Annotated in this window: 9 protein-coding genes and 1 tRNA gene; 4 read left to right on the top strand and 6 right to left on the bottom strand. The window is 61.0% G+C overall.

What is annotated here, in order from left to right; all coding sequences use genetic code 11:
* The 6 genes from B7Z66_14655 to B7Z66_14630 all read right to left on the bottom strand — a co-directional run.
* The coding region (locus B7Z66_14655; GenBank protein ID OYV74971.1) for a hypothetical protein at positions 1-332 on the bottom strand (332 nt) is incomplete at its 3' end.
* A 1,185-nt stretch (positions 333-1,517) separates the two neighbouring features.
* A complete protein-coding gene (locus B7Z66_14650; GenBank protein OYV74970.1) occupies positions 1,518-2,696 on the bottom strand; it encodes a hypothetical protein in 1,179 nt (392 codons plus the stop codon).
* 265 nt (positions 2,697-2,961) lie between these two features.
* Positions 2,962-3,141, bottom strand: coding sequence for a hypothetical protein (locus tag B7Z66_14645; protein ID OYV74969.1), 180 nt, complete (start codon positions 3,139-3,141; stop codon positions 2,962-2,964).
* Between the two features lie 146 nt (positions 3,142-3,287).
* Positions 3,288-3,833 (bottom strand): alkyl hydroperoxide reductase, encoded by a 546-nt coding sequence (locus B7Z66_14640; GenBank protein ID OYV74968.1) that lies wholly within the window; start codon positions 3,831-3,833, stop codon positions 3,288-3,290.
* Between the two features lie 924 nt (positions 3,834-4,757).
* A complete protein-coding gene (locus tag B7Z66_14635) occupies positions 4,758-6,083 on the bottom strand; it encodes a nitrate ABC transporter ATP-binding protein (protein ID OYV74967.1) in 1,326 nt (441 codons plus the stop codon).
* A 7-nt stretch (positions 6,084-6,090) separates the two neighbouring features.
* Complete coding sequence (locus tag B7Z66_14630; GenBank protein OYV74966.1) at positions 6,091-7,791, bottom strand: sulfonate ABC transporter permease; 1,701 nt, start codon at positions 7,789-7,791, stop codon at positions 6,091-6,093.
* Positions 7,792-8,094: 303 nt separating this feature from the next.
* On the opposite strand from B7Z66_14630, the gene B7Z66_14625 reads away from it, so the two are divergent.
* From B7Z66_14625 to B7Z66_14610, 4 genes are all read left to right on the top strand, one after another.
* The gene (locus B7Z66_14625; GenBank protein OYV74965.1) at positions 8,095-8,766 is read left to right on the top strand and encodes a hypothetical protein; all 672 of its coding nucleotides are present in this window, start codon (positions 8,095-8,097) and stop codon (positions 8,764-8,766) included.
* A gap of 543 nt (positions 8,767-9,309) precedes the next feature.
* Positions 9,310-10,245, top strand: a complete 936-nt coding sequence (locus B7Z66_14620; protein ID OYV74964.1) for a hypothetical protein — start codon at positions 9,310-9,312, stop codon at positions 10,243-10,245.
* Between the two features lie 188 nt (positions 10,246-10,433).
* Positions 10,434-10,510 (top strand) — tRNA-Arg (locus B7Z66_14615).
* Between the two features lie 89 nt (positions 10,511-10,599).
* The gene (locus tag B7Z66_14610) at positions 10,600-11,640 is read left to right on the top strand and encodes a hypothetical protein (protein OYV74963.1); all 1,041 of its coding nucleotides are present in this window, start codon (positions 10,600-10,602) and stop codon (positions 11,638-11,640) included.
* Positions 11,641-11,812: the final 172 nt, after the last annotated feature.

Below are 11,812 nucleotides of genomic sequence, written 5' to 3'. Positions count from 1 at the left end.
TTGTCTATATCTCCAGCTGAGTGGGAACAGCGCTTCGGTATGATCTGATACAGGTTGTCCGCGTGATACAGCAGAAACAAGTTTCTACTTTCCTTCCACTTCAGATAGTCGATCCACGGTTTATTGTAATGACCATTTGCGAACTCTACATTGAGGCTACTATCCGTTGTGACAAAGGTGAATTCCTTCTGCAATTCTTTTCGTTGGCGATAGTTTCGCTTTATCTTAAAAGGAAAATATACGAGGAAAAAAAGGAGAATGCAAAAAAGCCCCCCCGAGAGTCGCCCATCCCGCCCAGCCAACCTGCCGATGCATTCCACCAAAGAACGCAAACCATAGCGCCAAAAATATCAAGGCGAGCAGAAAAATACCAACAATTGCATATAACCGGCGCGGCCTGATATGTAGCCAGTGCGCTGAGAGAAGGTCTTCCGGTTGCAACCTGCCTTTAATTTCCATTGTGTGAAGCTCAACGACTGGCATGAGCAGCGGTGGGATGCGCCAGCGTCCCCACTGTCAGCTCGACGCCATCATGTATAAAAGGAGGTCGGTGACCAATAATTCTCATTTGTCACCGACCCCACCTTTTTGTCGCCCCCATATGCATACGGATTCACCCCACCCGCCAGTGAGAATACTCACTCTCATATGTCTAGGGTGGCCTTGTGTTGGTCGAAGCAGGACTCGCTGCTTTGGTCTCTTTCTCTTTACCGGTCACGTAAAAATTCAACTCGACAGACCGAGTCCGCGGGTACCACCATAGCACCCTTTGGGTATGGCCGTGGGCCGTGCAAGGAATACCGGATATTGCCCTACCATTGACCCGTACTTGAGGCCGGAGGTGGCAATCAAAATTAGCAAAACTCTCAGGTGAATCTCCGGGCCTTAGTGTCGGCGAGTTGGTCTGCATTATAAAACCTGCGCTAGCGGGATCTTGCGACTTGCCTGTGTATATCAGGACCCCGGCAAACTGCCACTTACAGCGCCCGGGAAGAACTCCGTCCGTGGGGATCGTCACCTCAAAGTGGTTGCCGTGGCGAACCGCCGGAACAGGCTGCCCTACATGAAAATCCGCATAAGCTCCCTCGATGACGGAGAGAGGATATATGCAGTGCTGATCCGCAGCGGTCCAATTGACCGCAAATTTGATATTGAGACGCGGGTCCATCGTCCCGTAAATCCGGAAGGTATGTGTAGGGTGCGGGTTCAGCACGGGATAGTCCCAGTCTCCCGGCTTGATGTTCGAATTGTTGCATCCGCCGAGAAGCACCGTGCCAGCGAGTAATACGCCGATCCGGAGACCGTGGTTCACGACAGGACAGCCCCCCCTGCGCGCACCGGGGGCGGACGCCGGGTTCGGGAGCCAAATCCGGTTAGCCCTGAGCGGGCGCGTGGCAACAATCGTCGCGCCCGTCCGAAGGTTGATAAGTGGGAGGCCACATAAGACCGGCCCGCGTTCTGGGCGTCGCGGTCAACCGATTGATCAGGCATGGCTCTATCCTTCCTGAATTCGAACACTATTTTATATGCACGAACGATAGGACGACTCCGTGGCGCCTTTCGGGCATATTCGGTATGGGTACCACGCTTCTTGCAGTGACAAACTCGTCCTGCTTGTGGGTAGGCAGCGCAGCGGTTACTCCGCCCCACCAATAGGAGGCCGGAAAGGAGAAGAGCTCTCTCTGGTCCAGATCGGGGCTCAGCCACTCGATGCTGGCGATCCGTCGGCCGTTGTCTTCCTTTGGTCTTGCATCTCCGAACAGAACCAGAGAGCCGTCTGGCAACTGATAGGCCTCGTTGGTGGCAATGGTCTGAGCCGACCCCGTCATCCGGCCCATGGCTTCGAGGTGCCGTCCGAACGTCCGGAGCACTGCGGGCGGCCCCGAAAACAGATGCGAAGTTGTCGCGGGGGCGACTTCATGAACGAGTTCGACGGCATCAGAGATCCGCTTTTTGTTAACGGAGCCATGAGGGCCAACGCTGACGATTCGGTGAAAATTTACTTCAAAAACCAAATCCTGATTGGCCAACACCATGGCCTGGTCGATGATAGTGACTTCGTTCATGAAATTGATATCGTTCGGGATCAATTTCGACCACCGAACATCCCCTTCGGCATTGAGGAAGACGATCCAGTAAAAGTTCTTGTAAGTCATTCGGCCATTGCGTTTCTTGGCCCTTTCGACATCGCCGACGACGGCTACCCCGTCGCCCCAACGAAAGCATTTCTGGAAACCACCATCAAAAAACTGCGTCTGTTTGTTCGGCAGAAAGAGACGTTCTCCGATCAGCTTGCCCGTCTTGGCGATGTGAGTGAGAACAGCAACCGCTACCGCGCCGCTTCGGAGAGGTGCTCCCCCGCAAAAGAGCGTGCTGTCGTCGGTAAGCGTAACAACGTCGCTATATTGCTGGTCTTCGACAACGACGCCCCCAACTCTCTCGCTGGGTACATAGCGCCACTGTAGGTGTCCATCACGGTCGACACGCGCCGCCCACGGGACCTTAGTGTGCGCATCCTGAATGCTGCCAACTACGACATAGCCGCCTTCTTTGGTCTGGGCGAGCGCGCGAGGCGTGGCCGCCATATGGCCAGTGGGTATAAAAATGTCGCGTGACAGTTCAATGTGGTCTGCAGCCGCCGCGCTCGACGACAGGAATATGTTGACTGTCATTCCGAGTAGGACCCAGAACAACATTTGTCGCAACACCTCCGCTCGATGCCTGTGGTTGCCGATACCACCATTCTCGGAAACACCGCAACGATTGCATGCGTGCACGCCATGAAAGGGGATCGGTGACAAATGCTTCTCATTTACCACCGACCCCCTTTTATTTTTCCTAGGCCTGATCACGCCGAGATTCCAGTTTTCGCATAGCCTATTTCCATGGTGGTGACTTCCACTCGGGGTGCTTGGCCCAGATCGCTTTTAACACCTTTATCCACTGCATATAGCTTGATGGTTACCGCAATAACGGCGTGTAGCTAAGCTCGAAGTGAATCCCTGTGAAGGGATCATCAAAGAACACGGCATAATAGCCCGGTGCATAGGTTGGGTACTCCGATGGGGCGTCCGTCACCTTAACCAGCCGCAGGGCCGATTTCTCGCCGAATTTACGTCTGTAGGTGAGCTGGGGCAGCATTATTGGCTACTTGTTCAGAGGTTCCCTAACAGTTTGCGCCGACTGCCGCCGGAGTTGAGGCAGCGACATAAGCGGTCAGATGGGCGCAAAAGGATAAAATGGGGGTCGGTGATAAATGAGTCTCATTTGTCACCGACCGCTCACACTCACACCTCGCCAGTGAATTCCCCGCGTGCCGGGTAGTCCTTGGCTACGGCGAAGTCAATTGCACCAAGGAGGTCTTGGAACTGCGGCCGCGCAAACGGCATGGTTTGAACAGCGCCGTAGTACAAGGTGCCGTCAGGCCTCACGAGGAATACACCGGGCTCACTGAACAGTGCGGGTTCCTCGATTCCGACGGAGGTCTTGCCACGGGCCGCGCTTATGTACAGGCCCCACTGCCGCGCGGAGCGAAGGCTCAGGCCGTAACCGAACTTAGTACCGGCGGCCTTGACCTTTTCGGCCATTCCTCTGCCGCGAGTTTCGTCGTCGCTGCTCACCGCCAAGACTTCCACCCCTCTTGAGGAGAACTCAGTAGACAACCTTTCGAGCTCCATCAAGTACTTGGTACATACTGGACAGTGCAGACCACGATAAAACACGACGAGATCAAACTTCTCCCCTGGCTTGGCGCCGAGGACAAAACGTCCACCACTTACAAGAGGCACGTTGAGGGACGGTACTGGATAGCGCGGAAGCAGGGCATTGAGCATGGTGGAAACCTCCTTGAGGTTGGTGATCTCAGTAGACAGGCTACTTTGTGTGATGCCTAACGCTACAGGTAACAGGCGTGAGCGCGTCAGCGCTAAGCGTCCTTGCTGACCTGATTGTTGGCTCCACTATCTATACCCAACCAGTGGACAAATAGCATCCAGTAACTTTGTGTTTACCATTTGAATAGGGCCAAAGACGGGAAACTCTTTTGCGCCAGTTACTATGTAGTTGAGTTGTTTAGTTGAGTAGAGCTCGTTTAATACAGTAAGCGCGTGCTGTTCTCCGTCGTCGAGCTTGACGTGTTCGTTTAATCCAAGCTCCTTGGATTTTTTTAGACACTTCACGAGGTCGTGCCCATATTTATTAGTCCGAAAATCGCTGAGCGGAACACCCCGGAATGCAAGATACGACTTCAGGCAGAGCTCGATGGAATGACCTACGAGATACATAATTGGTATGGGTGCGAAAATCTCGAAGCCAGGTCTATGCCCAACCTTGTCATCAGCCGCGAGCGCACAATCAAAAAATTCCCTTGCATAACGCGCAAGACCGACGGATGTCGTTCTTTCTGGATCGTCGTGCATACGTTTCCACAGGAGCCTTACGATAAGTGACCGGCCCAATTGCCAGATAACTCCGCGCCCAGGTTCGGGCTCAGGAGCAACCCACTAAATTCTCACGGAAATATATCGGATCGGCAAGCGAATGTCCCGCGGATAGGCGGCAACGTTGCCGTGTAAATCTTTTGGGAGGTGATTCGACCGGTATGGTGATACCGGTAGCGGAATGAGCCATTACATTCCCGCTAAATTAGGAATTTGCGGCCGGAGGATGGGAAATCACTTGTGTTAGGGCTGCGGGTCATGGCGGGCCGGGCGTCGACGAAGCGCGGGACTTATGTCGATGCATCAATGAAGCGTCCCCTACCCCTCCGCCTCCCCTTCGGGCGCCTCCATGGTCAGTACGCCGGCGTCGTAGTCGTAGCCGAACAGCTCCGAGTAGCGGCCCCACTGGATCGCGACGGACAGCACGCGCTCGGATTCCTGCTCGCTCAGTTTGTCTTCCAGTTCGCGCAGAAACCGCTCTTCCGGAGCGCGGCGCATGGGCCGGTCCTCCAGCACCCGCAGGATGTGGGCGACCAGGGGTACGCGCCGCACCAGGTGATCGGCGAAGATCGCCTTGCGCCGCTGCAGGTCGCCGTCCACGAAGGCGCGGCCGTGGCGCGTGAGCCGGATGCGCCGATCGGCGACCTGGGCTAATTCCAATACCTCCAGGGCATCGACGATGGAGAACAGGACGTCCAGTTCGAGGTGCATTTCGTCGGCGAGTTCCGATAACTCGGTGCGCCCCTGGTCACCGGACTGCTCGATCTGTTCGAGCACGCCGCACATCTGCGCCACACTGACGTCAGGCAGACGATAGGCGAATCCCACCCGGCCCGGATGCCCGGCACCGGCGGCGCCCTCCACCGCCGATGTGGTCATGATGGCGTAAATCTTCTCCACCAGTTGCCGGAACGAAACCGATTCCCGGTCGCGAGGATGCTTCATGGTAATGCGCACTTCGTCTTTGATGCGGCCGGGGTTGCTGTCGAATACCAGGATGCGGTCGGCAAGCAGCAATGATTCTTCGATGTTGTGCGACACCATGACGATGGCCTGGGTGGGAATCAGGCGCTCGATCCACAGGTCCAGCAGATCGGAACGCAGGGACTCGGAGGTGGGAACATCCAGGGCGGAGAACGCCTCGTCCATCAGCAGCACATCGGGATTGACCACCAGGGCGCGGGCGAAACCCACGCGCTGGCGCATCCCGCCGGACAGCTCTTTCGGGTAGGCGGACTCGTAGCCGCTCAAACCGATCATCTCGATCACTCCCTCGGCGCGCGTCAGTCGCGCGGCACGGTCCACGCCCTGGGCCTCCAACCCCAGGGTCACGTTCTGGAGCACGGTCAACCAGGGGAACAGGGCGAAGTTCTGGAACACCATGCTGACGCCGGGCACCGGCCCGCGGACCGGGCCGCTGCGGTACAGCACCGCCCCGGTACTGGGCACCACCAGGCCGCACAGGATCCGCAACAGGGTGGACTTCCCGCAGCCGGAGCGCCCGAGGACCGCGACGATCTCGCCCTCGCGCACCACCAGGTCGATGCCCTCGAGGACCTTGACCTGCGCGCCGCGCTCCGTCGCCGCGTAGGACTGACCCACGCCGCGCAGTTCAAGCAATCCAGCATTGGCCGCTGTGTTCATCCGGAGCTCACCCCAGCAGGTTGAACCGTTCCTCGGCGTAGTGGTAAAGGCGCTGCCAGAACAGGCGATTGAACACAAGAACGTAGAGGCTCATCACGACGATGCCGAGCGCGATGCGCGGGTAATCACCGGCGACGGTCTGCTGGGCGATGTAGGCCCCCAGCCCGGTGGCGGTGAGCTGGGTGTGGCCCCAGTTCACCACCTCGGCCACCACGCTGGCGTTCCATGCCCCGCCGAAAGCGGTCAGCCCACCGGTCACGCACGCGGGGAAGATCCCGGGCAGGATCAACCGCCGCCAGCGCTGCCACCGGCTGAGCCCCAGGTTGAGCGCCACCTCGCGCAGATCCCCTGGCAACACGGATGCGCCCGCGATGACGTTGAACAGAATGTACCACTGGGTGCCGAGGATCATAAGGGGGCTCAGCCAGATCTCCACGTTGAGGTGGTAGCGCACGATCCCTACGACCGCCAGCGGGAACAGAAGGTTCGCCGGGAACGCGGCCAAGAACTGGGCCAGGGGCTGGACTGCCTGAGCGACGCGCGGGCGCTGACCCACCCACACCCCCACCGGCACCCAGATCAGCGCGGCGAGGGCCACCAGCACCACCACCCGGGTGGCGGTGATCAGGCCCAGCAACAGCACGTATGCGATCTCCAGGTAGCCGACCTCCGCCAGCACGTAGCGGGCGAACAGCACGGTGGCGGCGGTCACCGAGACGATGGTGAGATAGCGCCAGAGCCGGGCAAGCAGGCGTTCCTCCCGATGGAACAAATGGCCGATCAGGCCCAGGGGCAGCGTGGGCCGGCGGCTTCCAACGAAGCGCTGCGACGCTTCCCACAGCGCCTCGGGAACCTGCATCAACCAGTGGATCAGCCGGGCGCGGCGTAGCAGGGTCAGCACCCAGGACCCCGGCGCGGCGTCCGTCGCGACGGTCTCCACGCGAAACCGCTCCGACCACGCCACCAGCGGCCGGAACACCAACTGATCGTAGAGGGTGATGACCACGAACATGGTGCCGATGGCGTAGCCGATGGCGGTGAGATCCTGCTGGCGGATCGCCACCGCGATGTAGGAGCCGATGCCGGGGAGCAGGATGTGATGCCCGGCCACGCTGATGGCCTCGGAGGCGACCACGAAGAACCAGCCTCCGGAGGCGGACATCATGCTGTTCCAGACCAGCGCGGGCAACGCGAACGGCACCTCCAACTTCCAGAATCGCTGCCAGGGCGAGAGCTGGAAGACGTGCGCCGCCTGGTACAGGTCCTTCGGGATCATCTTCAGCGAATGGTAGAAGCTGAACGCCATATTCCAGGCCTGGGAGGTGAAAATGGCGAACACCGCCGCCGCCTCCGGGCCCAGCATGCTGCCGTGGAACAAATCAATGAAGCCGGTAACCGTGATAGACAGGAAACCGAGGATCGGCACCGACTGCAGGACATCCAGCACCGGGATCAGCAAGGCCTCCGCGCGCCGGCTCTTGGCCGCATAGGTCGCATAGGTGAAGGTGAACAGCAGCGAGAACAGCATGGCCGCCACCATCCGCAGAGTGGTGCGCAGCGCGTACTCCGGCAGGTAGGCGGGATTGAGCGACAGGGGCAGCACTTCGCCCGCGTAATAAGGCACGGTCACCTGCCGCGTGCCCCAGGAGATGACGAACAGCAGGCCGAGCACCAGCGGGATCGCCACCAGATCCCAACGGTTGGGCATGCCGACCCACGCGCGGGCAGCGCGTACCGGAACAGTGAGATGCAGTCGCAAGGCGGCTCTCCGCGTGGACTCACGCAAGCGTCGATCCCGTGCCGCGCAGGCCCTGCAACGCGAACTGGAGACCGGTCGGGTTTCGAACCGAGCGCCATCTTAGCCGATGTCGGCGTGGGGGGCATCCGCGCAGACCCGGCAGGTATCCGGCACCCTGGGGTCCGCATCCGGGTCGCTTGCCGGGACCTGCGCCCCGCGCTAAACTGACCGAGCGGTCAGTAACCTCGCATGCCCATGCTGGAAAGGATCGTCATGGCCAACCCACACGCCGGTCCGGACCAGCCACCCCCGGCGGCGACGCGACGCCGGGGCGCGCCGGGGATACTCGCGGCGGCCGCGGCGCTGTTCGCGGAGCGTGGCTACGCCGGGGTGCCGGTGAGCGCCATCGCGGCGCGGGCCGGGGTCAGCAAGGCCAACATCTTCCACCACTTCAAGACCAAGGACCGGCTCTACCTGGCAGTGCTGCGCCAAGCCTGCGCGGCCAGCAGCCAGATACTCCACGACGGCATGCGCGGCACGGACCCCTTTGCCGAACGCCTGCGCCACGCGGCACGCGGATATCTGCACCACCTGCTGGAACAAGAGGACCTATCGCGGCTGATCCTGCGGGAGGTAATGGAAGGCGGTTCGCGGCGTGCCCAGGAACTAGCCGAACAGGTGTTCGATGAGAATTTCTCCGGCCTGGTGCAGATGCTCCGGGAAGGTCAGCAAAGCGGCGCCCTGCGCGCCGACACCGACCCGGCCATGGCGGCCGTCCTGCTGCTGGGCGCCAACGTGTTCTTCTTCCTGGCGCGCGGCGTGCTGATCCACCTGAAGGACGCGCGCTTCGCCACCGACCCGACACGCTACAGCGAACTGTTGATCGACTATTTGCTGAACGGGATCACGGCGCCCGCCGCTGCCGGACCAGCGCCGCGGAATTAGCCCACGCCGCACGGCACCGGGTGGCGCGTGCCGCGAACAGGCCGGGCAGCAGATCGATCCAAGCCCTCCTGGCACGACCACGATCCCGCAGACACCGAAGCCCGCCGCCGCGCACATCGGCACCACGAACACGCGGCCGTTGCGTCGCCTGGACCACCCGCACAACCGAGCACCGCTGACCCACTGCTGTACTACCCGATCACTACATCATCGTGTCGCGACTGATCACGGAACGCACCACGGGATGACGCGATATCCCAACTGTCACCGATGCACGACCTGCACACAGCATCGATGTCGCTGACGCACGACGAAACTGCAATATCAATTTAACGCGCGTGTCATCGGTTCGACTGTAGACTACACTGGCAATGCAGTACTAAAGGAAACGACACTGCATGCGCGATGGAAACCGTCCGAAGAAAACGCTGTCCAAGCGTTATCAGTGGCGGTGCACCACTCGGACTGGGATGGTTCACGGCACGCGTTCTCAACCACGCGTCGACTGCGAACGGTACACACTGCAAAGGAGAGCATACAGCCATGGCATGGTTTAATGACGCAATCTTTATCCGCAAGGCATCGCTTGCGCAGCGACTGGAGCGGCCGATGTCCGAGATCGCAACGCGCTGCGTGGCATACTGGTCAGACACCGACTACCTGGACGGGCTGTTGAAGGAGGCACTGCCCGCCTTGCCCCAGTGCCAACTGCTCTACGCCCTGGACGCCTCCGGGATGCAGGTTTCCTCTAACGTAAGCGGCTCTGGCCTCGAACCCCAGTGCCGCGGACGGGACCTGTCCAGCCGACCGTATCTGGCCGGCTCACTGCCCTTCCAGGGGTTCGGGATATCCCACGCCTACGCCAACACGCTCGCCACCGACCCGTGTGTCACCGCGCTGCAAGCGGTGACACACACGGATGGCGTGCTGGGGTTCATCGCCGCCGACTTCGACGTCAAGACCCTGCCGGTGGTCCCGCCGTCAGACGAGACCAGCACCGACTGGCGGCAATACCGGGGGGATCCCGCGATCCGCGGGACGCTATTTCAACAACGCCGGGTGCCCAGCGCCATGGATGAACACATGGACGAGGTGTTGACGCTATTCGACCGGCTGATCCGCGAACATGGGGTCTTCCACAGCAAGCTCCACCTGTCCAGCTCGCGCGCGGTGCTATGGCTGCTGCACGATCCGTATCACTACCGGCTCCACGAACTCCCGGAATTGATCGACCCCAGGATCTGCCTGCCCTATCCCCGGCATCCGTACCCGGAACAGGCCACGGTACCCCCGGAGCAGATCAGGCCAGTACTGGAACGGTTCCGCGTATTGCGCCACACGGATGAGACGCTTTATCTGCGTTCCGCCTCCCTGAACATCATGAACGGCCTGGTCCGCCTGACCTTCTCCTGCGATGGGTCCCATTACATGCCGGTGGATGAATTCCTGCGCCGCGACACCGGCTTCTGGTTCGGTTAGCGCTGGGACGCGCGCCCCCGGCGGCCCAAGGCCGGTCCGGGGCGGTTCCCCCCTGGCCCCCGCCTGCCGTGCCCGTCCATCTGCGCGGGCCGGGCATTTCCCCCGTTGGGCTGGAGCCCCGAACCCGGTACCATTACGCAGGCCGGAGGGCTCCGGACCGAGTCCTGGGCCCACCCCGGCATCCGTCCGCCCCGGTAGCTCAGCTGGATAGAGCATCCCCCTCCTAAGGGGAAGGTCTCAGGTTCGAATCCTGACCGGGGCGCCAATAAAACAAGATGTTACGATATACCGGTTGTAGTTGGTGGCAGGGTTTGGCACACTCCTGGCACACTCAGGCTCGAACAGGGAACTCTGGTGGCAACAATTCGCAAACGCCCAGGGCCAACGGGAAAACCGGTCTGGCACGCTCAAGTAAGAAAGCGCGGATACCCGCAGCAGACCCGGACCTTCGACAAGAAGAGCGAGGCCGATGCATGGGCGCGGGAGATCGAAGCCGAGATGGACCGTGGGGCCTTCCGTGTTCGGACGGTATCGGAACGCACCACGATAGCCGACCTGCTGGACCGGTACATAAAGGAAGTGGTCCCACAGAAACGTTCCGCCGTGCAGATACGGTCCACGGCACAGCACATCCGTACTCACCTGGGCGCATACTCGGTCGCGGTTCTGCAGCCAAAAGACGTGGCGAGCTATCGCGCCGAGCGACTGAGCGCAGTGCAACCGGATACAGTCCGCAAAGAACTCGGCCTACTCCGGGCGATGCTGAACGTGGCAACCAAGGAATGGGGGTTGCACCTTCCGTATGGAAACCCCGTGGAGCAGATTACTCTCCCGCTCGCTGGGCGACAGCGGGAGAGGCGCCTGCTATCTGGTGAGGAAGCGCGCATCCTAGCCGCATGCAGGGACTACGGCGGCCCACTCGAGTCGTTGGTGATCCTGGCCTTGGAGACCGCCATGCGGCGCGGAGAACTGGCGGCGATGCGCTGGGAGCATGTGGACGGGCGCGTGCTTCGGGTACCGGAGACCAAGACCGGAGAGCCCCGCCGGGTGCCGCTGTCCTCGCGGGCCCGGGCGGTGCTGGATGCACTGCCCCGCCGTCTGGACGGCTACGTGTGGGGCATCCGGGCGGACAGCATTACCCAGGCGTTTGACCGCGCGGTGAAACGGGCACGAGCGGACTATGAGGCCGAGTGCGGGACCAACGGAGAGAAGCCTGACCCGCGTATGCTGCGGGGCCTGCGGTTCCATGATCTGCGACACGAGGGCACATCGAGGCTGTTCGAGCGGGGACTGAACCCCATGGAAGCGGCTGCCATCACCGGGCACAAGACCCTGCAGATGCTCAAGCGATACACCCATCTGCGTGCCGAGGATTTGGTGGATCGGCTCGGGTGATGATGGCGGCAGGACGCCGCCGGCAGGGTGGGGCGCAGGGACGCGCCGCAGGCCCACCCCGCGCTGCCAGAGGTCGTTGGCCGGGAACAGTCCGCTCAGTACGCTGCGAGTGTCCGACAATTCGTTCCCGAACGCCCCGTACTGGGTCGTCTCCAGCACCTTGCCGTCGGCG

This window comes from Chromatiales bacterium 21-64-14, from assembly GCA_002255365.1.
Lineage (GTDB): Bacteria > Pseudomonadota > Gammaproteobacteria > 21-64-14 > 21-64-14 > 21-64-14.
This window is presented reverse-complemented; position numbering and strand designations above follow the sequence as displayed.

Excerpts from the sequence above, each read along its gene's own strand:
- B7Z66_14640 (OYV74968.1), bottom strand. The coding sequence starts at position 3,833 with ATGCTCAATGCCCTGCTTCCGCGCTATCCAGTACCGTCCCTCAACGTG.
- B7Z66_14645 (OYV74969.1), bottom strand. The coding sequence starts at position 3,141 with ATGCTGCCCCAGCTCACCTACAGACGTAAATTCGGCGAGAAATCGGCC.
- B7Z66_14635 (OYV74967.1), bottom strand. The coding sequence starts at position 6,083 with ATGAACACAGCGGCCAATGCTGGATTGCTTGAACTGCGCGGCGTGGGT.
- B7Z66_14650 (OYV74970.1), bottom strand. The coding sequence starts at position 2,696 with ATGTTGTTCTGGGTCCTACTCGGAATGACAGTCAACATATTCCTGTCG.
- B7Z66_14620 (OYV74964.1), top strand. The coding sequence starts at position 9,310 with ATGGCATGGTTTAATGACGCAATCTTTATCCGCAAGGCATCGCTTGCG.
- B7Z66_14630 (OYV74966.1), bottom strand. The coding sequence starts at position 7,791 with ATGCCCAACCGTTGGGATCTGGTGGCGATCCCGCTGGTGCTCGGCCTG.
- B7Z66_14625 (OYV74965.1), top strand. The coding sequence starts at position 8,095 with ATGGCCAACCCACACGCCGGTCCGGACCAGCCACCCCCGGCGGCGACG.